Origin of the sequence: Synechococcus sp. MIT S9507, from assembly GCF_047304715.1 — a bacterium.
GTDB lineage: Bacteria > Cyanobacteriota > Cyanobacteriia > PCC-6307 > Cyanobiaceae > Synechococcus_C.
This window is the reverse complement of sequence record NZ_CP138970.1, coordinates 2,043,057-2,067,097: the sequence shown is the minus strand read 5'-3', so window position 1 is coordinate 2,067,097 and position 24,041 is coordinate 2,043,057. Positions and strand designations below refer to the sequence as shown.

The window sequence follows — 24,041 nt, the reverse complement described above, 5'->3', positions numbered from 1 at the left end:
TGCGCTTTCAGGACCATTTCTTTGAAAGAACACGAAAAGCAGATCTCAGTTGTTCCGGTAGCCACCACGCGTTGAGACAGAGCTAATGGTTAGCGGCAAATAAGTGTGCCAACTCTCCAGTCCCGCAGTGACAGCCATCCTGCGCACCATGACAAGGCTCCATGCTGGGGTGGCCCTTGGCACAAGCCTCAGAACAGAAATGCTGCCCGCCGAGCCTGATTGAACGGGATTCTTCAACACTGCACATACAGAGAGAACAGTCACACAACAGCAGAGCTTCAGTCATTTCCACATTCGCCTTAACAACTCATTCGGTCTACAACCTCCACAGAATCATTTCGCTAGTGGTTATCCGAACAGTTAGAACCATTGTCCTGAGAATAAGAAGCAGGGGCAAATGCAGACCGGAATTAGGCAAGACCAGTTGATTTCGATAGACCCGAAAGAAACAATTCGGTCGATGCACAGATCATGTCCACGAACCATCAAAAATACGCTGAATCGAGGTACAGGAGACTGTGGGTCAGACTGACCCATAACAGCCGCTATGAAAATTTCGAAAACTGAATCATCGAGCCATCGGGTGTTTGTGAATGGTTTATCCAGCCAGGAAAGCCAGTATTTGCTTCTCAGCCTCTGCAGAGGCTTCGGGGACCAAATGTTGCTGCATCACGAACCCATGTGGCATCCACTTGCCGACGTGTGTCTTGATATCAGCCCCTTCACTTCTGGCCTTGCGGGCGTAATCAAGACCGTCATCCCTGAGAGGGTCATGTTCACCCACGATCACCAGTGTGGGTGGCAGGTCATTGAATGAACCATGCGCCGGGCTGGCCAAAGCATTGGTCCAGTAGGAACGGTCAGGGGCATAGAGCGCTCTCTGGAAAGCAAGCAGTTCCAACCCGTTGTAAGGGTGCCCAATGCCTAAATCAATCATGGACCGATGTGCTTCGAGCTCTAGATCGAGAACACCACAGATGAGCAGAATCTTGTCGGTTCGACGCTCTTACCGCCTGCGTCTCCATTGATCACAGGCAGCCGCAAGGTTGGAACCAGCAGAATCGCCAACAATGCAAACATTGCCTGAATGGCGCTTAAACACCTCTTCGAGCACACCCAGACAGTCAAATAACGCTGCTGGGAAGGGATTCTCAGGTGCCAACCTGTAATGAACGGCATAAACCGAACGCCTGCTGTTGAACGCCAGTGCTTTCGCCCATCCGAGGTACTTTCCTGCCATAGGCGCAATCCAACCTCCGCCGTGCAGATAAACAACAACATCCTCTGTTGAATTGGATGGAACCAACAGACTTACATTCACCACATTGAGCCTTTCAAGCGATGGCAAATCAATGGAGTGGATCGTCTCTTCAGGGAAACAATCGAGACTGGGGTGATTGGGATTACCCCAGCGCGTTCTGATCTCTTTCAGCCATTGACTGCTCATTGGTGGGTCAGGAATCAGTGAGGAATAAAGATCCGCAGCAGCACCATTCGAGATTGCAGACGCAATCGGCGGATGCATGACTTGATGGCCTGTTCAAGTTGATTGATCCGCTCCTCACGTGAGCCCCAGACTTCAATCAATGTTGGTTGATTGGTATCCGGCATGACAGAAAAGCGCTTGTCGCGGTAAATCTGTTTGAAAATCGCATCGACTTCGGCACGGTAAGGAAGATTAACAGGTCTGATACCGTCATCCTCCATATCCACCGGCCAACGATCAGTCATTGGCACAAAAGCCACAAGATCAAGCCTCTGTAAAGTTTCCCTGACTCGTGGAACCATGGCAGTTACAAATGGATCATCGATATCCGTTGTTTTCTTATCGGCGGTATATTGCGAATAAGCCAGATAGTCCACCGGAGCACGGTCGAAAATCACACAGTCTCGGGCCGATGAATAAAGATTGATACGACTGGCGTTGTAATACATCTAGATTCCATTGTGTAAGCGGTTACTTTCCTGACGAAATCGGATGTCATACATCTCCCCATCAAGTGCCCGAAACGGCTCCTCTTCACGGGTGTAGCGCGAATGTGTCCTGACCCAGTCCCAGACAAGTGTGCTCTTACCAAGAGAATGAGATCCGCTGATAGCAATGCGCATGATCTGTTGAAAAGGAACCGTTAACTAAATTATGAAATGAATTTCGTGACATGGAAATGCTGCAACACTAGTGATCAAGCAATGAAACGGCAACCAACAAAACAACGTTAAACATGGCCAAAACAAATGTCATCAAAGCAGCGATTCAACCAACATCAGAATAAAAAGCAGAGGCAAATCTCAACCTCACAACAGATATAGCGAAACTGTCATTGAAGAGCTGAAAGCAAGTAAACCGTTGAAAGCAAACAACAACAGATGTAAAAACAGGATCAATCAAATCCGACAATGCAGCTCAGCTGAAAAAAGTAGACATGAATGCGAACAGAATTTATGAGACATTCAAGGGGCACCAAGAAAGAAAGCAGAATTCTCGATCCACCATTGACAGATTGATTTTGAATCCTTTCCAGTCAATTTTTTGAAGTCTGAAGTGACTCTGGCAGCCTTACCTGCACGGAAAGCATCAAGATGACACATCACTTCAATATCCACGACAGCCTCCGAATAACCAGCCTCTGAAATCATCAAGGCGCGAAATGCATCCCTTGGCATGTCTTGGTACGTAATGCACCGGTTCAGAGCATCGGAGGCGGCACATGCAACATCATTGAAAGACACCGCTTCAGGTCCGGTAATCACGTATTCACAGCCAACATGATCATCAGTTGAAGATGACAAAACCGAGACGAAGGCATCGGTTACGTCGTCCAATGCAACAAAACCAACCTTCGCCGACCCAACACATGAGATCAACATGCTTTCGGATTGAATCAATTCCCGGAACGGTTTGAAATTGGTTTCCATTACGGTCTGGGGACCAACAATGGTCCAAGGAAGCCCCGAGGACCGCATGAATCGTTCCGTCGCTTTACCAGCCTGACCAAGGGCGTCATCATGCTGTACACCTCCGGTCAAAAGCACAATCGTTGCTTCTGAGCCCGAACGGATCATCGCCTCGATGACATTGCACTCTCGTTGTTCTTTTCTGTCATCCATGGGCGCGTTGATCAAGACCTTGTCAACACCGCTCATCAATTTGGCCAGTGTGGATGGGTCATCCATGTCGGCGACCACACATTCAGCCCCGGGTGCGTTCAATGAGGTCAACGCCGCCTCAGAACGCCCTGTCGCCCTGACTGGCATGCCGCGATTGGCTAAGCCTTCCACAACAGGGCGGCCAAACATACCGGTGGACGCCATAACCAGAATCATTGGAAACCAACAACGCCTAGCCCGGAATTAGCCAACATTCCATGAACGCGCCACGAATCCAGCATGGATCCATCAGCAATCGCATTCAACGAGCCGCACTAAGTGATGGATCATGGCAACACGTAGCAGCTATAAACAAGCACCAAGCAACTGTTACACGGCGTTGAGTCATAGGTATTCAATAAAACAGATCAGACAAAAAGACGGTCGACGTGGATATGAGAAGCTGCAAGGATAAAGATCAAACCAGAATAAGAGTTAAGAAAAAGTGGCAACAGGAATGAATCCAGTATTAAGGTGGTTAACCATTTATCATTTCATCTATTTTGCAGGAAGGAGACAGATTAGTGCACAACCGACTAGACATCAGAGCGCTGCAGAGTGAGGGTGAAACAACTGCCTACACCGACTTCTGATTGCACCCCCACGCTACCACCCATACTTTCCATCAACATTTTGACAATGGAAAGCCCCAACCCTGAACTGCTGTCACCTCTGCGTAAAGAAACACCTTCAGCACGCTGGAAACGTTCGAAAATAAGATCACATTGATCCAGGGGAATTCCCTGCCCATGATCCTGAACATTGAAATAAATACAACGATCATCACCATTAATATGAACATTAATGGTGCTCGATTTTTCAGAATACTTCACTGCATTCCCAATCAAATTTTCTAAACATTTAACGAGACAGTCAGGGTCACCAATAGCCATGAGGGGATCCACATGAGAAGCGTCGCTGAATATGATGCGATTATCTGGAAAAGCAAATTGTGTGAGCCGTATGGCCTCATGACAGCTCAGAAGACAATCAAAAGGTTCACGCAAAACTTTGAGTTGATTATTATCCGCGCGGCTCAGGTCCAGAAGGTCACTCAGCATTCGGTTGAGTCTGAAAGCTTCCTTGTCAGCAATCAACAAAGACTCTCGATAATTGACATCAAGATTATCGGCTCGATTCAGAACAGACTGAATAAAGCCTGAAATTACCGTAAGCGGAGTTCTGAATTCATGCGATATTGTGGAAGCAAATTGTTTTTGATTCTGAGCAGAAATCTCTAAACGTGAAACCATACGATTGAACTCCATTAAAATCGGCTGAAGTTCAAGAGGTTGTCCATCCAAGGGAATAAGTGCAGTATCAAGATTGTTGAGTTGCACCTTGGATATCCGGGAACGGACTGAGCGGAGAGGCCTGAGAATATAAGTAAGGGCAACAGCGAGCAGAACCACCAGAGAGAGCATTAACACTATTTCTGAAATAAGCCTTGCTCTACTCAGTGCATTGAACAAAGACATGCTGTAGATGGGTCTGATATAAATAAGGGAACCGGTCTCTGATCCGCCAGACAAGTTCACTGACTTCACTGCAACTGCATCATCGCTGCGAAAATCAACAAGGGCAAAACGGTTTTGGCTTTCGGTGGCAAGACGCGCAAACTCACGTAAACGTCCGGAGTCGTAAAGCGCTTGAGCTCCCTTACCAGCAACAAGCCCTGCACTGCCGGAAATCATCACTGCTTTACCATCAGCCAGGTTTATTCCGGCCAAGAAATTACGATAATCGTCTTTTGTACAACACTCCATAGCCTCTTGGGCGGAGAGCAAATCTAGTTTATTATCAACAAGATTCAGAGGACTTAAAATCTGACGGGAGAGTACTGAACCTAAAAATCGTGAAGTAAAATTCTCCCATAATGCCCCAGATATTGCCAGGCTAATCCCTGATTGAGCAACGATCAACACAAATGAAGTTATAAAAAACCTACGAGCAATTGACCAGCGTCGTTTAGAGGGTGGAGATGATCGAGGATCACGATTAAAAGGATTCATTGCTAGCCCTGCTGTACTGACATATTAAACTTTGAAGTCAAGATGATTCTGGTGATTTTCTGGTGAAAACCCAGTGGAAAGGGAAATGGCCAAAAATTATCCTTCTATTCCTTTTCGTTTTTTTTGCAACGTGTCGCGTCACCCAAAACAGCGGAAAACCGTGTGATTTCATTCAGATTATCAAGATCCGTCTCGGGATTTGGCAACTCAAACCCAGTAACACCGAGTTGGTTGAGAATCTCCTCATGCGCACTTGATGATTGATCTAAAGCAAGAAGTGCGTCTTGAATTTTCAGAATATTATTTGAATGCAAAATTGATTGAGGCGAAGCAATGATGAAGTAATTTCTTTTTATTTCACTGACCCAGCCAACCATAACTTCTGATCGCGCTTGATCAGGAACAAATTTGAGAGGATTGCCTTCTGAGCCAGGAACAAAAGCAAAGTCTTGTTTATCGTTATCAGCAATAAACATCGCACGATGACCATGCTTTGGTTCATGCATACAACCTTTTAAATCATTTATATCGACACCTTGATTTTTCATTTCGATGAGTGGCGTCAAGAAAGAAGACCCTGAATAGTTTGAGCCAAAAACAACGTGCCTGCCCTTTAAAACCTGCAGAGGCCTTTCACTCGCAAGCGTATTCTTAACGTTTTTGATGAGCTTACGATCAACAAGCAATACATTAATAAAAGACTTCACTTCAGTGGCAATAGGCTGAGCTTTATCATTAGCATCCAATACCTTCGATGCGCCTAAAGAACCTGCCCATAAAAGGTCAACTTTTCCAGACAGAAGAAGTTCATGAGAGTGAGCGTAGTTAATGGCGGGGACATAATCTATTTTCAATCCCGTACTTTGCTCGAGGTAAGCAATTAAAATATCCATTTTTTCATTCATTATGTCTTGAGCATAATAAGGCTCTTCTGTGATCCGAACATCCGCCGATAACGCCGCTGGAACTTCAGTGCTGTTACCAGCAACATTCCTGCCGCGATTACAACCAAGCAAGCAAGACCATAAAAAGACAAAAGCAAGTAAAGTTTTTACCAAACGGATTCGCCGACAATCTATTGACTAATTTTAAAATAGCATCATCAAAAAGATCCAAGACGATCTCTTTATTAAATAAAAAGACTTTTCATCATCAATGGATTCATAATAGCGATGAGAGAAGCTTAAAAATCAATGGAAAACAATGTAATTCTCATTGCCGACGATGAGGCCAATATTTTGATGCTTCTCGAGATGGAACTACAGGCGGAGGGGTTTAAAACCATCGGCTGCAGCGATGGCGGCAAGGCATTGGCTCAAATCAGAGAATCAACACCGGCAATAGCACTGCTTGACTGGAATATGCCCATCATTACAGGACTGGATGTGTGCCGCAGGCTAAGGGAAACAGGTAATCAACTACCGGTGATCATGATCACGGCCCGTGATGAAATGGATGATCGCATTGCTGCCTTGGAAGCCGGAGCAGACGACTTTATCGCCAAACCGTTCAACATTCGAGAGGTCCTGGCCAGAGTCAAAGCACTGCTGAGACGAAGCAACTCAAAAAGTCCGGATCAGCTGAATTTTGGAGATCTGCATCTCAATGGACCAGAACGATCCTGCGAATATGCAGGGGTGAAAATGAACCTGACAGTAAGAGAATTTGATCTTTTGGAGTGCTTTATTCGCAACCCACGGCAAGCGCTCAGCCGGTCTCAGCTGATTCAGAACGTCTGGGGAAACGATTACTTCGGTGACGAGAATGTTGTCGATGTCTATGTACGTTATCTACGCAAAAAACTTGAAGAAGTTAAAGCAGAACGGGTCATTCAGACCATCCGTGGTGTCGGCTTCGCTCTGAGAACGGAAAATGAATAAAACAATCAGCAACTGTACAAACTGAGTGAATTACCTCATGGATACAACTGCATGGACACTTTATTGAATTTGCCAGATTTAAACCGAGTGCTGAAGTCGGCTACAGTTTTGAAGAGACTGTCTAGACGTTGGTGCCCTGACAACTGAGGTGGTTACGGGACAAGATCTAAGAATCATTTTGCGGATCAAGACTTCGCCAACACACTTCACATGACATTATTTGCACTGAGAAAAGGATTGAGTCACTCAAGCAAAAGCACGACTTAATGATCTTAATCTCTCATTGCCAACAAAGAGAAGCATTCATTGGCAGTTTCCAACTACTATTGATTCTGATTACAATCCAGAACGTTGTTGTACGACAAGAACCTCATCAACACCATGGGTAAAAGAGTAAAGATATGGCAAAGCTTTGATAGTGATAGAAGGTGCAGGACCCTAACAACAAATCCGTGAGCGGAACTGAATTCATCCCATCGGTGCCACCACTGAAAGGGCCATAAGACACACAAAATTATCGGTGAATCCAATTCTCACCTGTGGGGTTCTAAGAAAAACCTGCAGAGCTTGAGATCAAACAACCTGAGGAGCTGGCGGTGATCACATCTCCATCGATGGATCCTTAATACAAGGCAATGGAGCTTGATTCGATTCCCCGGTTGCTCCATGCCAGTAGGAAGACGGTTTAACCATAAGCAAAGCTATAACTCCCGCAACACTGAGGACCAGCAGGAAACTCACAGATCGCAGCAACTGCTGCGTAATGTCATCTGGATGCGGGTTGTTAAAGGACATTCGGATAAATGGAGTCAACCAATTCTGACCAACCCCACGGAAAACGGGGGCAGCATCGGTGAACTATGAAGTCACAACGAGCAAGCTCAGGGAAATCCCCCGATCAAGAACAAGCGCTAACCATCTTATTCCTAGGAACTAAAAGAAAATACTGACAAACCTAACTGGCATGACTGCACTTCACCGACTTTAATAGAGAAGAATAGTATTGTGAATCGTTAACGTTTTTACGACAATCAACTCAGGTAAAGCAATAAAGAGCACTTTGAGAATCGAATCGTTTTAGATCACTCGGTGACAAGTCGTTAAGAAAACATTTGACAATCGGATAATCTTCTGAAAAATTATTGATGCTGTTAAACTTACGAAAAATACCTCCAAAGAGGGTACATCAGGCAGGGCCTGAGCAACCAGCTAGGTTTTCAGACAAGTTTTGCCCCAGTTGAATATCAAAACCCAGAAGAACACAGCACCGCCTAATGCAACCTTCCAAGTGTGACTTGAGAAAAAACCATCTCTCTCAATCTTCTTGGCCTTGTTTTCATCAGTGCCATAGTTTGCAGCAAGTGTGTGGACGAGGCCATACAACTGCAGACAAATTGCAAGGCCTGCTACTCGGGCAAGCTCATTGAACAACTGATTCATAAGGATCAGAACGATCAGTAAAGACTACCAAGAACCGGTTATGCTCAATAATCGGAAGCCAGCCATGACCACCAACAGACTTTTGATGATTGCTCTGAGTGGCGGGATTCTTGCAGGACTGCTTGCGATCGCTCAGGGAATGAAAACAAGTCCCTCTGAACAAATTGAAGCAATGCCAGAGACTAAGGCTTTAAATCAATAAGTTGAGATCCCAGCAACAATGGAGGCAATTAGTGCTACGAACCACTGAAAAACACTGGCTGATCATCAGCTTAATAACCCTTGGTGGAATAACAGTTCTTTCATTAATTCCATTAAATGAACTTCCCGAGATGCCTGGTTCGGATAAAACACATCATCTTGTTGCCTATGCCATTCTCGCTTACCCAACATCGCTGAAAAGACCAAAAGGTTGGCAGAATATTCTTATATTTTTCGCAATTTATGGAGGGATGATTGAGCTCATACAACCTCTTGTCAATCGGCACGGAGAATGGGTGGACTTGATTGCTAACACGACGGGACTGATGGTAGGTTGTTTAATTGCAATCTTGACCATTCAAATCAAAGCCAAAAATAGTAAACCATGAGAGATAAATAAATCAGCCAATCAAAGATCAACAACGTATTGATTTCGGCACATAGACCCATTGATGTTTGGCATTAATCAATACCTGAAACGCTTAACCAAATCTCCTTTTCCTTTTGCTCCTTGCTTGTTCTGCCAGGCTTTGCTGATGACTGCTTTATTTTCAAAGCCGAGAATTTGCTTGGAATCTTTGTCATCACTACACCAACGAGCAGTGACCTTGTGATCAATCATTTCACGACCCTCTGTATCCTCCTTTTCCAAGTCTTTATAAAAATCTTGATGAAATTCTATTGTCTCGGCACGAAATTGTTCAGCATCTCTATAAGCACTTAAATCTTCTGCTTCTGCCATACGTAAAATATGCTTTAACTCCTTTCGCCGATCCACAGGGGTTAATGGTTGTTCATCACGATAACTGCTGATTATAACTTTGTTTTGTCTAGCTTTCCAGTCACCACAAGCTTTTATCGCCATCGTCTTAGATGAATAGCTGCAACCCTCGACAACCAATGAAAGCAAAGCTATGAATAATGCATGGCTCATTGATGGACGGCTTTTGGCACGCATCAAATAACTTCTGGGAAAAAGCACGGGCTAAACAACTAAGCAAGGAATTGATTGATAAAACATGGAAAAATTCTAATCAGCTCATTATTGACGTTATCAGTCTCTCAGGCATACGTCCATTTGGGCTATAGACAACTGATGGTCAATATCAGGCTGCTGCTGCACTGGCTGCTGCCTGCGCGACTTCTCTCTACTAGTAATTCTGCCACCTAACCAGACAAGACACGACCAGACCAGTCCAGTCCAAGAGTTCATACCATCAAGCACCCCGTACCAACGCAATCACCGCAAGACACTTGAACCCAGCATTGACCATGCGACAGAGCCTGGAATCATCTGATCAGATTCCAAGCTGAAAGACGGCTTAAGTTGGGTTTAACAATTGAGATAGGACAATTATTGATGGAATCCGATCTTTACAAAAGTGCAGCCGCAGCGAGGGAATCGCTAATCGCTTTTGCTGTGATGTGGATCCGAGCAAATTGCACCGAAGAAGAACGTGCACGTATGGAATGGGTGAGCAACGCAGATCTCAGAAAAGACAGCGCATTTGGATGCGAAACCAGTGAACAGCACAATCAACAACTGGAGAATGTCTTGAATCAAGCGGCAGATGGTGTCATTTCCGTTCTCTCCGAGCGTTGGGGGATCACGTCAATCAGAAATCTGGTTCCTGCCCATGACAGTGAAGAGCGATAACCACTGGAATAAAGAGGATTGACACTTCAACTCTGGAACTGAGCTAATAGATGTAGAACATTGAGAATGATGATGCTGTTAAAAAAGCTGGAATGTCAAGAATCATCCAACAATTTTAAATTTGGGAACACAAAAGAAAACACAACGCTTGCCAACCTCAGTGCCAATGATTAAAAGTTATCAAGGACCGATGCTTTCCCTGCATCAGATTCACGCATGCAAGCATTTTGTCTAAGTACAAAAGAAATGCTGCTGCAGCAGCATCTATCGGACACATCGAGCTTTTCACACTTGTGATAAGAATTGACCACCAATAAAAATTCATTCTGTCTCTCCTTGAACCAATCAATGATGACCGTTCCAAGGCATCATTTGAAAACAGTCGTGTCAAAGCACGACTGGGGATGATGGTGTTTTGGATTTTGGCAATACAGAGAGACCCAAAAGATATATGTCCACACCTGACTTACGGGGTCTGTGATCGCACAAGACAAGCCTTGGAACTTTGAAGACACTCCCTCAAGACAATCACAACAGAACTCCGACTGATTGGCCGTGATTGGAGATAAGTCGCTTAGTTACTGTCAAACATGCGCTCTGCTGGTACACAAAGGAAGAAAGACGACGCACCCCAGCAGCGCATCATTTGAGCATTTACAAACCGTCACAGTCGGGCTACAATTTATTAACTTTTGTGTTCATGCTCAATGCTTGACCGTCATCGTCCTGTCTTGAAAAACTATTCAATACCGTATGAACAGCTAATTGAAGAAATGGAAAAGCTGAATGTTGCTGATCTGCTCTTAATTCATCGCAAGGTAGCATTGCACTAAAGCAACACCATTCATAAATAAGAAGTAAACAGAAAAACACCGATTAATCATGGATACGACCCAAAAGCTTCACATAAGCGAAGTGAAATGACTGATCAGATTCCTTGAATTGTTCCAAATAAAATTCGCAATATAATCAAGCACTTGATCGCTCAATATTGTTATAGAAATTTCGATTTAAGCTTTTGTGATTAAAAAACACTACCAACTACCTCTAAAGAGACTATCCACTGCAACACGACAGTAGGAATCATATTAATTGGTCTTCTCACGAAAATGCATGGGGATCCGCAACCATCTGAGCAGGGAAAACCATGAGCAAAGCTCAGTGAATCAAACCAATAGGAAAGTTTGTGTGCACATCAACCTCGGGCAGTGGTCTTTTGCTCATGCTTGACGGGCCTCTGGCGACTTTTCAGTGCCTTGAGCATTCCCTTTTCTAGCGATGTGAGTTTCGGCGACGTCTCGTGCATTGCAGCCCTGGCACGCTCTTTAGCCGCATCCATGAACCTCTCTGTCTTGTCCTTCGCTTCAAATGCCATGATCTTCGTTCGGTCCTCTCTCAAAAGTTACTCACGAAAATGGAGGATGTCCTCAAATCCATCAAGTCTTCTCAGATCGATGGCTGGAGTGTTACGAAAAGCCTTCGGATCGACTGAAATCACGGCATGAGAAGAGAAGCAGGATGCACGCACAGACTCAAAGGAAACAAACGGGTCCTGATAGCTTCAACACAACAAGCTCATACCCCAAACGCTGAGAGGCCAGGCAGATGGGGAAGAGCACACAAGTTGCAAAAGCAGAATAAAATCTATAATAAGAAAAACCGCATAAAAAGACTGATAAGTCCAACCAAAATCTCCTCTTTGAATAGTGAAGGAGTTAGCTACTCAATCACGAAAATAATCGTAAAAACGGATCCAGAAGACCATTACAAGTCTTCATTGGCGAAGTGATGATGACAAGATCTGCAAAGATCAACTTTCCTGCATAATCTGCGCGCGACGCATCTTTACCCATGCCTGACCAGAAATAGAGGCTTTTCTCGTATCAACACGACCAAGGTCTGGATCATCTGGGAAAATACCCTTTTCAACAGCAAGCAATGCGGCTCTTTCCTCGTTGGTCAGCATTGTGTCTCATGATTGATGGTAATACTGTAGTCAATACAACACTGAAGATGAGATAAAACCAACGGAAATATAGCATACACCATATTTATCTCAAACCTGCAAAATCATTCAATGCATATGATATCAGTGTTGCAAGGTTGGAAAATTGACAGGTGGAAGCACTGACAACAATTGACAGCGCACAAATGCAGAATACAATAAAAACAACAATTGAGTAGCAAAAGAACGAAATAAAAGGTGTTTACTTTACAGAACGCCTGCAAAGATCAAAAAGAATACGACGGAAACATGATTTAATGAGCCAATAACCATCTGAACAATAAAGAAAAAAATTCAGACACTTGATCAAGGACCAAAGTGAAATGATGCAAAAAGACCATGCAGCTCGTGCAATCTTCAGCGTAGCGGGAATAGTTGTTTTCGCTATGTTCTGCCTGATGGTCCAGCTTGGCCATCAAAAGTGGAACGAACAAACGACATTAACAGCCGCTTTTGAAAGCTGCATGGAAATAGCGCCTTTCAAAAGCTCACAACAATCTATTAGTTCAAAAACTACTTTAAATGCGGAAAACCTTCAAGCGCATTATGACGAATTCAACCATCTGTTCGATGCAACAGGGCTACCCCCCATCTGGGACGGTCAAAAACTCGTGGCCTGGAAAGAGTATCACCAGGAATCCATCAAAATTGCAGAGCAGTGCCATCAAAGCCTTGGCATCGCTGATCCGCAAAAAGAGCTGCGGGGCTCTTATTCAAAGCCGGTATGGGACCCAGGCTCAGAGATCTGGCAAACCAGATAATCTCCAAGCCGATCTCGCTAGGTGGCATCAGCGCAGAAAAGATGATTGATTCAAAAGACATTCATGTATCAAAAGTGAATAAACCAGCCAATCAAAGCCTGGATGACACCAATCATGAAAATCTCACTCGATCGGTACTCCAATCCCGAATCGAATGATGCGACCGATAGTGCGACCTGGGCCACAATGAACAGGCCAGGGCAGACATCATCGTAAGAATCCAGATGAAGGTGGAGTAGATGGGAATCGTTAACCAACAACCTTTGGAAGGGCTCACCAGAACTCAACAACTCGGATTGCGTGATGTTCTGTTGGATGTACGCAATGCAGGGGGGTGGTCCTGGGATCTGCCAGTGCTTCTGAGAGATCGCTGCTGGCTACGCCTTGACAGGATTCGCCTCAGCCAGCTGATACGACAACTCCCACCGGATGGACGCGATGAGGCGCCTGAGCTATTCCACTACAGAAAACTCAGAGCAGAAGGAATTGATCCACTGCTTGCTGAACAGAGTTGTTGGCAGGAATTTGGCATGGAAGATTGCCAACGAGCCCTTCATGCATACTGGGCAAGCCGAGATAGGAACCACTATGGATGGTCAGCAAACCGCTACAGACAACTGGTAGGTCTCTATCGTGATCGGATTAATCAGGGCATGACGACAGTTCCAATGTTGATTCTTGCGCGCAGAGAAAGCGCTGAGGAACATCAAATCCACTGGATCATTCAGTCTTGTCAAACCTGAGACACCTATCAACGAAATCCTGCTGGTTACACAGTCATTGAATATCACAACACAAACCAACCTTCAACAAAGCAATTAAAGCATAGTGATCACTATTCAGGCATATCTATTCAAGTAAAAATGTACAGCATAAAACTCACTCTATTGAGCGCAAATGACAATAAAATCAACATGATAATTTCAGAGAATAAGCTAGGAATTAAACGGTCGCCTACAGCAATCGCAATCAAGGTCAAAATGTTACAGGAACAAGTACTAAGCCGATCTTCGACAGCCTTGCCATAATGGCAGCCTTGGCATAATGGCAGCTAAACACTACGAATACGGATGATTACCATGAGACCAAGTTTCAACGATTTTAAAACAAACTACGATTCGCAACCAGAAAGATGGAGAAGAAGACTCATGGCAATATACAAAACCGATCAGGATGCAGCAATCGCTGCATGGACATTGATCATGTCAATGGACGATTTAATGCTGGAAATTGAAGAGACAGCACTATTTCTGGAACAAATCTATGCCAAAAAATGAACAATAGGTTTCGTTGAAACATGCAAAAAACACCCCCTGAGAAAAGACCAATCAAGCTGGGAAGAAAAATAAACAATTCAATTCACCAAGACATCCTTAAGTTCGTGATGGCGCTCATCTTGGTAGTAACGTCTCCACGATCAGCCAACGCCATTGTTCAGCAATACAATGTCGTCACTGACGAATTTTATGGCCTGAACGCAGAAAGGATTTTACTTGTTCAAGATACTGAAACAGCAGATAAAACAGTACTGATGACTGGTCGATGCAAGAGCCGCGCCCCGACAGACCTGTATCTAGAAGATGATCCTGTAAACGCAAAAGAAAAATGGTTTATTATCTCTAAAGGAGATAATATTAAAGCTGACCTGGAAATATGCCTTACAGGAAATCTGCCTGCATGGTCTGAAAAAATATTATCAACTCGTTAAAGCGAACCAACGCCTCGACGAAATTGAAATAATTCAATTCAAATTGATGATACCTGAAATGGAAAGTTTAATATAGCCAAGCGGGCTCAATGGCACTCATAAAAATTTAATAACAAGAATGATAGAAGATGAAATCCGTAGCTAAGAAAAAGAAGATTATCAAATCGGAATGAGCAGAGCAGTCACGTTTTTATCAGATTTCAAAGCTTTTATCAATAAAGGAAATGTCGTTGACCTGGCAGTTGCTGTCATCATCGCAGGTGCATTTGGGAAAGTTGTGAACTCAACAGTTCAATTAATAATGACTAACATACTGGAACCGTCCTTGGAAGCGGCCAATGTAAAGTCGGTGGCTCAGTTGCCAGGCGGTGATATCATTATATCAACTATAAATTTCATTGTAATTGCTTTTGTCTGTTTTATTGTTGTAAGAGCCGTTGAAAAAATGAAGCGTAAAGAACAAGTGGCAGAATCCAAAACACCTGACCCTCAGGTTGTACTTGCGTCTGCGATCACGCGCCTGACAGAAGTTGTGGAGGAGCGCTCAACGAAGAGTTGATGATTTTATTGGTGTCAGTTACTCAAGAAAGACTTCTGTTGCTGAACTGATAAGCAAAAGTATTGGCCTCAATACAACAGTTCAGCCACGAGGCATCGTTAAGAGCGGTATCTGTTATGCAGCCTTACGACGCCGTACAAAGAGATAAGGTACTGAACGCTTGAAGCTTTCGACTGTCTCATCAAACTTCCTTGCAGCTGCAGCGAGCACAGCCTCACTGGCCCAGAAGCTATAGAGCTGGACTGTGGTCACAAAGAGAACCGCACCAACAACCACCAAGACAAGACCTGATAAATGACTGAAATCCATCGAACGTAGCCTGCATCTATCTATTAATTAATCATGACGTGCTGGGCTGTCAGCTTTACCGCCGACGGAGTCGCGAATCGTTAACTGAACAACAGGTCCCAACAAAGCCAAGCACACAAGGGAGTACATCTACTTATTTACAATACTTCATAAAGGCATTAACTTTTGTTTTTTGGATGCGAGTGATTTCGATCAGTACACTCTGCAAAATGCAACAAAAAATTGCAGACAAAATATTTATGGATTTTAAATATACAAGTCCAAATTCAATCGAGCAGCTTCAATCGCTGATAACTTTTAACGATTCAATCATTCGGTGGTTTTTCTATCTGACAGAGGCCAACAAAGAATTTAAAAACAGAACAGCAGTCGAAGACGAAACATACGCGAAACCACAATCCGTTTGATAGGCTTCAGGCAAAAAACAACAATACTGAAAACTCGTCAACAAGACTGGGACCTCATGGAAAATAACTTAAACGAAGAGCTGGCAAATCGATCAATTGAATTAAAACAGCTAGCAATAATGACTCCTGACGACCGAATCGCACGAATTGTCTGGGCCAGAATACAAAACGACTTGGAACATAAAGACAGTTTTATTTATGGAATCCAGTATTGCATCTCAAACATTTATTTTTTCATCAAGACACAGATACAGGATAATGACCAAACACGTTCTGCTCTCAATAGCTGCTGTCATCTCGTTGAGAGCTTAGGCTGGAAAACTAAAACCGTATTTGCCGAAGATTCATCGAAAGTTGTTTTTATTGATTACATCAAAGAAGTGGTCGCTCTGTACACAGACACAAAACAAAACCACTGCGAAGATGCTCAATGCATACTCGCTATGAACATGATTCACATGGTGATGCAAGATATCGAATATGTCATACAAAAACGACCAGCGCAGGAGAAGCGCCTGCTATCAGCATTGACAACTGCAGCGACATTACGAAATCAGATGCTCAATATTTTTGGATATCAGATCACAGAAACGAATACTGATTCACAGCCATAGGCTTCAACTGAAAGTTATTCAATCAACACCCTCCTAAATAAGCAAAAATCTTCAGCTCCAAACAAATCTACACTCCGGTCAAATCAAAATAACGGTGGGCATAATCAACAACTGAACAAATCACCATAACGCCCCTTGACTTTCACTGGGCTTCCCTTGACCTTGACTTTGCAACCTCTCGGGACGCTGTGGTTCATGTTCCAACAATGACATCAGCGACTGAAAAGCCAGTAAAAGCCTATAAAAAACGATGCAAAGAATTCATCCTGTTCAATACAATCTAATTGACAAACAAAAGGTCCCTTTATTAAGAATTATCAGGCTATGGAATAACATTTTTGTCATTGGTCATTAACATCACTTAATTGCGACTCATTCCAACATAGACTCTGATGCAGCAAACACAAAAGATAAGTAATAAGGCTTTTAGTTTAACGAAATCAAAGGTGAAAGAACAGGTTCCTCTTACTGCAAGCTGGGACTACAGCAGATATAAAGCAACTACAAACAATCAACGTTCACTGGTTCGGCTGAACCCCAGGATCCAGCACCCTAATTTTTAGTCATTCATCGTAGTTACGCGGCTCAAAGCGACGGGCAATACGGCCTTTGGCTTTGTGCAATAAATCCCGGTTAACTGTGACATTGAATTCATACATTTGTTGATCACTCAATGACTTGATGATTAAATCACTCAATCTGATCAGTCCCAGGTCTGAAATATCACTTGGCGACCAATTCCTGAAAAATTCAACCAAATTACATTCACCTGCCTTGACAACTTTCACTTCACCACCAGAATGTTGCTTTCTATAATATTCCCACTCAATGCGATCATTAATTTTATTGCTCCAAAGAGCAGATTCACAAGCACTTTTCCATACTTTTTGACTTGGCATTGCTGACTAATGCTCATTGCATGGCTCGTATCACTCTCGACAACTAGCGACTGACAGACAAAGCCTCAATGCATGACTCATGTGATTTGAAGCGAGCCATCAATTGATCTTAAAATTGAACTGCTTCCATCATGTGAAAGTTCTGATCAGGCATGCCTGCAGGAATCATCAACTCCCATGAGTAGCCGGTGCATCAAACAGACTCATTGAGTTGAGATTTTTCAAGCTCTCATCTGCCATCCTAAACTCTAGGCATTAAAAGCCCTACAACCATGACAATCACGATTTACGGAGGCCCACATACACGAGCATCAATCCCTCGTTGGTACATGGAAGAGAAAAAAATTGCTTATGAACTTTTGAACATTGACCTGAGTACAGGTCAGAACATGCAGTCTGATTTCCTATCGATCAACCCGTTTGGAAAACTTCCAGCAATGCGTGATTCATCCATCACTGATTCACAAGGCGATCCTCTTACCTTATTTGAGTCGGGTGCAATTCTGCTTCACCTTGCCGAACATCATGGTGGAGAAGCGACAACTTCCTATGAGAAAGCACTGATCAGCCAGTGGACTCATTTCGCCAATTCGACTCTGGCATTTGCAATTTTTGTGCCAGACCAGAAAGCAAAAATTCTCCCCAGGTTACTAAAACAACTCAACACGCAATTGTCAAATGGCTTCCTTGTTGGCGATGCTTGGGGTGCTGCTGATTGCGCAGTGACAGCTTATCTTGCCTACATCAAAATGTTTTTTCCCAACGAAGACCTCAACGAATATCCTCAGATTACTGCACTGATTGAGAAAACCAGCAACAGGCCTTTGTACAGAAAAGTAATGGGGATTTGATTAGCTATTTCAACATTTTAAACGAAACAAATCAGGTTATTTTACCCTATGGACAAACTCTCCTGGCTTTAAAGATTTCAATATATTGACCAGCGTTTTAAAATCTTGAAATCATTCAAACTGCAGCGTATTCCCAGAGGCAAAACCATAGGAGATCGGTCAATTCATGAAGAGCAGAGAAAACAATTGGTCTTGTTGTCGGTTCGCTCGATCTAGATTGTGAGCAACATTGCAGCTCGATAGAATCATTGATCAATCAACAGGAACAAGGACCAGCGCCTTGAAGGGCCTGCTACATGAGAAAGCACCATTTTTCATTTTCAACATCAAGCTCGGAGGTTTGAATATGGGTGTGTCTTGGGATAACTAATGGATCGATCTCATCCAAAATCGCCCGCAACTTGGGTGCTTCCTGTTTCTATTGCCTTCACTGGACTTTGTATCTTCGGAGCAGGATTAGTGATCCACGAGCCTCTGGAAAAAATCGCGACTCGTCAGAACCACACCATCATCATTGAAAACAGAACAACGGAGCCTTTGGTCATTTCGCCCAAAAAACCTTAATTCAGAGCGAAAGGGTTGTCAAAAATAAGAGTACTAACATGATGTTGTTAACAATTCAATGGTCTGCCAAGAGATCAGACAAAGTACATTTGAGATTATAAAAAAATAAACTGATGGTAACGATAAAAGTTTTGATCGATTCCATTGGATCAGTTCGCAAATTTCCTTGAGCTTGGCCAGACAAATGGGGGCTCATATTTGCATGCAATGACTTCAATAGTTACATCGATATTGTCTCTCAAGAAGCACCAGCTCCCTGAAAAGGAACACAGAACAGCTATGAAGTCAGCAAGCATCCTGCTGGACAATCCCGGAGCACAACGTCGCGCGGAACACAGTATAAATACTCATTGCCGTACATAATGATGTTCAATCACGGGTGAATGCACCACCGCTCTGACGATGATTGCGTTTCTGGCCTTGTTCTGGGGTTTTTTACTCACAGTGTATTTCCGGTTCAGAGATGATGAAATGAATTCAGACGGCTAATGCTGATTGCTGTAGCGCTGCTGCTGCTTCTCTCGTTCTGCCTGTCAGACGTCGAGAGATAACCCAAAAGCGACCCTTGGAGGAAAACCAAGGAAAGACCACAGTGCTGAAAAGCCACTCAACAACATTGCTTATTCACAGACTGAGAGGGTTTGGACAGGTGACAGGCTTACAGAATCAACCTGAATGGCATTCAGCGGAAGTCATCGCCAGAATCAACACACTCGAAGCATGCATCAATGGCGAAAGGCTACTGGCTGGCAACAGGCACCATCAATGATCCCAAGGGCTTCATGAGTTATGCAGCCGCTGCTGAAGCCTATCTTCAGAAGTGTGGCGCAAAAATGTTCATCAGAGATGCCCATACCGATATCAGGGAAGGTGACCCGGGCCATCTCACTGTTCTGATTGAATTTCCATCTCTTGAAGCAGCCAAAGCAGCTTATGAAGCACCTGAATATCAGGAGATGATTCATCTCCGATCTCCAAACAGCGAAGCCTGCTTAAGCATTCTGGAGGAAGGCGACAAACTTGCCCATTAATTTTATGGATGGCGCTTGACTACGAACGAAAGAGAGCGATCACGAATTGACCCGCTTCATTTCAGCCAACTGGCGGACACAACTGATGCAGACATATCGAAAACTGTATGCCAATTTAAAAATCTAATCGCGGTCTCGACAGGATGCGATTGGTCGTCTAGGGCACAACCGGCACTGTCATCCTCTGCAGTGCCGGATTAGACGAATGCAGGTCCGTCAACAAGAAATGAGATCGCTTATTCAAGCTTAGGGCTAATAAAAGCTACAAAAATAAACCTTATTTTTTAAATGCAAGTGCACTCAGAATAGAAAAAATTCGTTGCGACTACCCTCGACTTATCTTCGTATTCATCCACTCAATAATATCTTTTTCCAGCCAAACCACTGTGCGCGAACTAATTTGTATCTGCTTTGGAAAACTACCTTTTTCCATGTGTGTATAAATAAATGTTTTTCCAACACCGGTCATCTCAATGACCTGTGAAAGCCTGAGAAACCGAGGTGCTCCTGCGTCATTGGTCAAGATGAATAGTCTTTGATGAGGACAGGCAAAAGCAGCAAGAATCAGGAATGAACTGTGTCTTGGCTCGAATGCGAGTGACTGCCTCGAGCGACAGCACGGCCGTTTCCTTGATGAGAATGCGCAATGCCAAGCTTATGTAGCCTGGAATGCTCCTCAATCTGATCTGTCAACTGCAGGGACCCGGCCCCAAAAGCGGCGTAAATCCCGTAGAGGAGAGCCCCAAAGACTAAAACCGCCAGTGATCCAATCATCAGATATGCAGAAAGATCTTGGTTAGCAAGTTCCATGAATCCTTTTTACTTCTAGATGAATATTGGCCGCTTATAAAGCTCTTGCTGTGACGATTGCTTCGGCAAGCATTTACAATTGCCATCATTGCAGCCTTTAAAGATTAGTGCTCACTCGATAATTCGATCTGCGAATTACAAACGAATGCAACCACCGAAGAGACAACACGACGCAGCTCCATGTACACAAATGTATGAACATGGCACTCACCAAGACAGAGGTGATCTGCCCAAGACAAATTAACTGTCATGGGGAAATAATCAGCAAATGTTAAAGCCTCTTGCCGCGAACTTCTGCGAACGATTAAGAACCCATGAAGGCTACATCTGGTGAACTCAAAAGCTACGGAGGCCGTGGTATTAGCAGCTTCCCATTGCTTAGTCAATACTCAGGTCGTACGCCACAACGTAATCAACGATGAGAGGTCAGAGCACGACCATGAATTGCAAGGTCTTTGCAAACGAGCAGCTCGACAGTTGATGCTGCCGATCGGATCCATAGTCCGATGAACTTTGATCAAAACATGAATCGATCACTGAATGAGACCAAGTCTTGTCGCTTGGCAGCAGCCCATTGACCATCTGTCTCGGTATCGGTCGATCGTCGCTTTGACGAAAGCCAGAGCATGGTCCACGCATAGACACCACAGCAGATCAACACCCAACACATGGTCGATGGCGACCAAGCTTGGGCCGTTCAGAGCTTTGCCAGCAGAAATGACGGTGATGACATCCATTTGCGAGCAGCTGCTGCTCCGCTTACAGAGTGATCAGGCAGCGCCGGGCAGAGTCCGCTGACACAGTGACAGCTTGTAGTCTGAAACTGCTTAACCACGCTTTAACCTTGCTTAGAGCTCTCAATGAAGAGGGACAGAGGTCCTGACAACGGGGTGAATCGATGAATCCAGACAAACAACACCGCAAGCTGGTCAAGCTCAAACTCAAAGCCGAGGAGTGCCTCACGAGGGAACAGGCTCAAAAAATCATTCGCAAAGCGGATAAGGCTCATCGCAAGCTTTCAGAAGGCCCCAACAAAGCTGCCTGAGAAAAGAGCCGGAAGTTCCTGCTCTGCTTCGCGAAGGATCCGGCTGGTTCAATGCAGCACTTTGAGACGACCTCGCAGAACCGGAACCAAAAAAGGCAACACAAACGTCCCATGGCTTGGCCCTGGCTTTGACCGACAAGAACCAGCAAGACCCTGAGAATTGATTTGGCGGTTTCCCCAGCTACACAACTTCAGTGATCTGGATTCATTTCATCTGTCTTCGTGAAGCATGTGAAGCAGGGAGCTGAGCAAAGGTGAGTCAGCGTGGAGGTCCAATCGTTGACAGGTTCGATTGGTCGTCTAACTGCGACTCCGGAGCTGCCCGACAGTGGCAGCTCCGGACTAGGCGATCCCAGGGCAGAGAACAATGGCTGACGAGACCACTCAGTCGACGACGAGACTTCAGATCGACTGGGAATCACCAAAACCGATTCCTTGGGAGTGCGTGTCTTTACTCTTTTCTTGCGGGACCAAAGGGGGTTAGACCCGAGAAAGAATAAACGTACTTCAATGCCGACTTATCCTCCCCTGGGCCCACCCAGCTCGAATGTCATTGATGCAGCCTCTGCTTTCCTGTCCATCCGACCTGGTCAGTTTGTCATCGTCAAGGAGTTGACTCCGGCCAGTGAAAGGGTTGATATCGAAAAAAACTGGTGGCTTGGACAGGTGATCTTCTGTGAGGGATGGGCACAACATTCCCGGATGAACTCACTGTTTCAGGTGGCTGACGTCGACGACGGCGCTATTCGCTGGGTCCACCCCACCCAGGTGACCCATGTACTGCATGGACTGGATGGGATTGGCCAGGAAGGTTGGGATGGGTTTGAGGATTAGTCAACGTCGAGAGCGAACCGCCGCTGCCGGACAAAAAAAGGAGGCCTTCGCGGCCTCCGTCTACCTATCACCAAAGGAGAAGTGCTCGACGCCTCTCCTGACTTCAGTATGTGTATCGCATAGAACATGTGCCTGAGATCACATACTCATTGTCGCAGGGGGGCTTGGTCTGCTATCAACCGAAACCAATCTGACCATCGACAAACCAGGATCCTGACCTCTCGCTGAAGCCAGATAAGCGTACGAACAAGATCAGAAGGACTGAATGGTTGGATCCTGAAAAAATGGCCACCCTTGAGACATGCTCATCTGCCCTAACGATGGCTGGCCCACCGACACAACAAGCAACAAGAAGAATCCTTGAATCCAGTGGCACACTGATCGAAAACGATCATTTTGTGTACGCGTCGGGAGACCATGGCTCCGGATGGATAGCGAAAGATCTCATTAATCTCAGACCTGAATTGGCCTATCAACATGGCCAATTACTAGGAAAAGAAATCCAGAACAATGGATTAAAATCTGAGATGGTCTGTGGATCAGCCATAGGCGGAGTGATTTGCGCCCAATACACAGCTTTGGCACTTGGCAGTCGCTGCGTTTTCAGCGAACGAGTCGTGAATTAGAAAGGCCACACCACGAGCTTTGAGATCAAAAGAGCTTACGACGAAATTGTAAAAAATAAATCTGTTTTAATTGTCGACGACGTTATTAATACAGGATTTTCGGTGCGCTTAACATACGAGGCGATTGCAAAAGCCGGTGGAAAGCCAATCGGGATCGACGCTTATGTGAACGGTGGAAATGTTGGTGCAAGTGAGCTTGGGGTGAAGAACTTTATTTTTCTCGACGAAATTCACTTGCCAGCATGGCCCGGACAAAACTGTCCTCTCTGTCAATCAGACAAACCGATTAATATTCAATATGCGCATGGAGCTGAATACGTTGCACAAAACTGAGTCTTTGAGTTAAAAGCCCAAAAGTCTTCAATGCAGCCTTCATTTCATCGTTCCTTGGTCGACAAGAGCCGATGAGAATTCCTGAAATGCGATAGCGGCATCTGAAGGAGTCGAATTATATTTTAATTCCCATTGCTCAACCAGAGCACGCATGTCTTGCCACATATCAACCATGGCGAGTGGATCGAATCCGGAGGACTGGGGCAAGGTGTTGGCCATGGATGGATCGAGGGTATCAAGCAGTTTCCTTCTAACTGATCAACAACGACACTGCTGATTCGCCACTCACGTCGCAAACAATCAGCGAACTGAGATCAAGTGAGCTCCTCTGGATCGCCAGCAGGCATG

The 24,041-nt window shown here is 44.6% G+C and carries 26 protein-coding genes and 1 pseudogene; 15 read left to right on the top strand and 12 right to left on the bottom strand.

The features are described 5' to 3' along the window. Positions 1 to 82: 82 nt before the first annotated feature. The 6 genes and pseudogenes from SIB83_RS10820 to SIB83_RS10795 all read right to left on the bottom strand — a co-directional run bounded on the left by SIB83_RS10820 (position 83) and on the right by SIB83_RS10795 (position 6,175). Positions 83 to 247 carry a conjugal transfer protein TrbI gene (locus tag SIB83_RS10820; RefSeq protein WP_413747362.1) on the bottom strand — a complete coding sequence of 55 codons (165 nt, stop codon included), beginning with the start codon at positions 245 to 247 and terminating at the stop codon, positions 83 to 85. Positions 248 to 598: 351 nt separating this feature from the next. Beyond that, a pseudogene (locus SIB83_RS10815) lies at positions 599 to 1,240 on the bottom strand (alpha/beta hydrolase fold domain-containing protein). 221 nt (positions 1,241 to 1,461) lie between these two features. Further along, positions 1,462 to 1,935: an AAA family ATPase gene (locus SIB83_RS10810; RefSeq protein ID WP_413745807.1), complete on the bottom strand. Its 474-nt coding sequence runs from the start codon at positions 1,933 to 1,935 to the stop codon at positions 1,462 to 1,464. A 516-nt stretch (positions 1,936 to 2,451) separates the two neighbouring features. Further along, positions 2,452 to 3,312, bottom strand: coding sequence for an NAD(P)H-binding protein (locus SIB83_RS10805; RefSeq protein WP_413745806.1), 861 nt, complete (start codon positions 3,310 to 3,312; stop codon positions 2,452 to 2,454). 371 nt (positions 3,313 to 3,683) lie between these two features. Continuing rightward, a complete protein-coding gene (locus SIB83_RS10800) occupies positions 3,684 to 5,072 on the bottom strand; it encodes a sensor histidine kinase (protein ID WP_413745805.1) in 1,389 nt (462 codons plus the stop codon). Positions 5,073 to 5,263: 191 nt separating this feature from the next. Beyond that, positions 5,264 to 6,175 (bottom strand): PhnD/SsuA/transferrin family substrate-binding protein, encoded by a 912-nt coding sequence (locus SIB83_RS10795; RefSeq protein WP_413745804.1) that lies wholly within the window; start codon positions 6,173 to 6,175, stop codon positions 5,264 to 5,266. 177 nt (positions 6,176 to 6,352) lie between these two features. Here SIB83_RS10795 and SIB83_RS10790 point away from each other — a divergent pair, with 177 nt between their 5' ends. Beyond that, positions 6,353 to 7,039: a response regulator transcription factor gene (locus SIB83_RS10790; RefSeq protein WP_413745803.1), complete on the top strand. Its 687-nt coding sequence runs from the start codon at positions 6,353 to 6,355 to the stop codon at positions 7,037 to 7,039. A gap of 1,209 nt (positions 7,040 to 8,248) precedes the next feature. Here SIB83_RS10790 and SIB83_RS10785 read toward each other — a convergent pair. Continuing rightward, positions 8,249 to 8,479: a hypothetical protein gene (locus SIB83_RS10785; protein ID WP_413405772.1), complete on the bottom strand. Its 231-nt coding sequence runs from the start codon at positions 8,477 to 8,479 to the stop codon at positions 8,249 to 8,251. 64 nt (positions 8,480 to 8,543) lie between these two features. Here SIB83_RS10785 and SIB83_RS10780 point away from each other — a divergent pair, with 64 nt between their 5' ends. Together SIB83_RS10780 and SIB83_RS10775 are read left to right on the top strand one after the other, a co-directional pair. Continuing rightward, complete coding sequence (locus tag SIB83_RS10780; protein ID WP_413745802.1) at positions 8,544 to 8,681, top strand: hypothetical protein; 138 nt, start codon at positions 8,544 to 8,546, stop codon at positions 8,679 to 8,681. A 1-nt stretch (position 8,682) separates the two neighbouring features. Further along, positions 8,683 to 9,069, top strand: coding sequence for a VanZ family protein (locus tag SIB83_RS10775; RefSeq protein WP_413745801.1), 387 nt, complete (start codon positions 8,683 to 8,685; stop codon positions 9,067 to 9,069). A gap of 77 nt (positions 9,070 to 9,146) precedes the next feature. Here SIB83_RS10775 and SIB83_RS10770 read toward each other — a convergent pair whose 3' ends face one another. Next, entirely contained in the window at positions 9,147 to 9,638 is a 492-nt protein-coding gene (locus tag SIB83_RS10770; RefSeq protein WP_413405766.1) for a hypothetical protein, read from the bottom strand. A gap of 369 nt (positions 9,639 to 10,007) precedes the next feature. On the opposite strand from SIB83_RS10770, the gene SIB83_RS10765 reads away from it, so the two are divergent. Then, on the top strand, positions 10,008 to 10,337 hold the full coding sequence (locus SIB83_RS10765) for a hypothetical protein (RefSeq protein ID WP_413745800.1): 330 nt from the start codon (positions 10,008 to 10,010) through the stop codon (positions 10,335 to 10,337). A gap of 1,810 nt (positions 10,338 to 12,147) precedes the next feature. Here the strand turns inward: SIB83_RS10765 and SIB83_RS10760 are convergent. Then, complete coding sequence (locus SIB83_RS10760) at positions 12,148 to 12,303, bottom strand: hypothetical protein (protein WP_413405762.1); 156 nt, start codon at positions 12,301 to 12,303, stop codon at positions 12,148 to 12,150. 341 nt (positions 12,304 to 12,644) lie between these two features. On the opposite strand from SIB83_RS10760, the gene SIB83_RS10755 reads away from it, so the two are divergent. The 5 genes from SIB83_RS10755 to SIB83_RS10735 all read left to right on the top strand — a co-directional run bounded on the left by SIB83_RS10755 (position 12,645) and on the right by SIB83_RS10735 (position 16,700). Beyond that, a complete protein-coding gene (locus SIB83_RS10755) occupies positions 12,645 to 13,103 on the top strand; it encodes a hypothetical protein (RefSeq protein ID WP_413745799.1) in 459 nt (152 codons plus the stop codon). Between the two features lie 1,079 nt (positions 13,104 to 14,182). After that, entirely contained in the window at positions 14,183 to 14,380 is a 198-nt protein-coding gene (locus tag SIB83_RS10750) for a hypothetical protein (protein WP_413405756.1), read from the top strand. A gap of 20 nt (positions 14,381 to 14,400) precedes the next feature. Continuing rightward, on the top strand, positions 14,401 to 14,811 hold the full coding sequence (locus SIB83_RS10745) for a hypothetical protein (protein WP_413745798.1): 411 nt from the start codon (positions 14,401 to 14,403) through the stop codon (positions 14,809 to 14,811). Positions 14,812 to 14,980: 169 nt separating this feature from the next. Beyond that, positions 14,981 to 15,370 (top strand): large conductance mechanosensitive channel protein MscL, encoded by a 390-nt coding sequence (gene mscL, locus SIB83_RS10740; protein WP_413745797.1) that lies wholly within the window; start codon positions 14,981 to 14,983, stop codon positions 15,368 to 15,370. A 772-nt stretch (positions 15,371 to 16,142) separates the two neighbouring features. Further along, positions 16,143 to 16,700: a hypothetical protein gene (locus SIB83_RS10735; protein WP_413745796.1), complete on the top strand. Its 558-nt coding sequence runs from the start codon at positions 16,143 to 16,145 to the stop codon at positions 16,698 to 16,700. Positions 16,701 to 17,263: 563 nt separating this feature from the next. Here the strand turns inward: SIB83_RS10735 and SIB83_RS10730 are convergent. Further along, a complete protein-coding gene (locus tag SIB83_RS10730; protein ID WP_413745795.1) occupies positions 17,264 to 17,599 on the bottom strand; it encodes a hypothetical protein in 336 nt (111 codons plus the stop codon). 272 nt (positions 17,600 to 17,871) lie between these two features. Between SIB83_RS10730 and SIB83_RS10725 the strand changes: the two genes are divergently transcribed. Together SIB83_RS10725 and SIB83_RS10720 are read left to right on the top strand one after the other, a co-directional pair. Continuing rightward, complete coding sequence (locus SIB83_RS10725) at positions 17,872 to 18,450, top strand: glutathione S-transferase family protein (RefSeq protein ID WP_413405745.1); 579 nt, start codon at positions 17,872 to 17,874, stop codon at positions 18,448 to 18,450. Positions 18,451 to 19,796: 1,346 nt separating this feature from the next. Beyond that, entirely contained in the window at positions 19,797 to 20,045 is a 249-nt protein-coding gene (locus tag SIB83_RS10720) for a DUF1330 domain-containing protein (protein ID WP_413745794.1), read from the top strand. Between the two features lie 325 nt (positions 20,046 to 20,370). Here SIB83_RS10720 and SIB83_RS10715 read toward each other — a convergent pair whose 3' ends face one another. Next, a complete protein-coding gene (locus tag SIB83_RS10715) occupies positions 20,371 to 20,514 on the bottom strand; it encodes a helix-turn-helix transcriptional regulator (RefSeq protein WP_413747361.1) in 144 nt (47 codons plus the stop codon). 1,239 nt (positions 20,515 to 21,753) lie between these two features. On the opposite strand from SIB83_RS10715, the gene SIB83_RS10710 reads away from it, so the two are divergent. The 4 genes from SIB83_RS10710 to SIB83_RS10695 all read left to right on the top strand — a co-directional run bounded on the left by SIB83_RS10710 (position 21,754) and on the right by SIB83_RS10695 (position 23,693). Then, positions 21,754 to 21,900 carry a hypothetical protein gene (locus SIB83_RS10710; protein ID WP_413405738.1) on the top strand — a complete coding sequence of 49 codons (147 nt, stop codon included), beginning with the start codon at positions 21,754 to 21,756 and terminating at the stop codon, positions 21,898 to 21,900. Positions 21,901 to 22,410: 510 nt separating this feature from the next. Next, positions 22,411 to 22,734 carry a DUF3104 domain-containing protein gene (locus tag SIB83_RS10705; protein ID WP_413405736.1) on the top strand — a complete coding sequence of 108 codons (324 nt, stop codon included), beginning with the start codon at positions 22,411 to 22,413 and terminating at the stop codon, positions 22,732 to 22,734. A 320-nt stretch (positions 22,735 to 23,054) separates the two neighbouring features. Beyond that, positions 23,055 to 23,360 carry a hypothetical protein gene (locus SIB83_RS10700; RefSeq protein ID WP_413745793.1) on the top strand — a complete coding sequence of 102 codons (306 nt, stop codon included), beginning with the start codon at positions 23,055 to 23,057 and terminating at the stop codon, positions 23,358 to 23,360. 24 nt (positions 23,361 to 23,384) lie between these two features. Then, the gene (locus SIB83_RS10695; protein WP_413747360.1) at positions 23,385 to 23,693 is read left to right on the top strand and encodes a phosphoribosyltransferase family protein; all 309 of its coding nucleotides are present in this window, start codon (positions 23,385 to 23,387) and stop codon (positions 23,691 to 23,693) included. Positions 23,694 to 23,732: 39 nt separating this feature from the next. Here the strand turns inward: SIB83_RS10695 and SIB83_RS10690 are convergent, their stop codons facing one another. Next, positions 23,733 to 23,912: a hypothetical protein gene (locus SIB83_RS10690; protein ID WP_413745792.1), complete on the bottom strand. Its 180-nt coding sequence runs from the start codon at positions 23,910 to 23,912 to the stop codon at positions 23,733 to 23,735. Positions 23,913 to 24,041 lie beyond the last annotated feature (129 nt).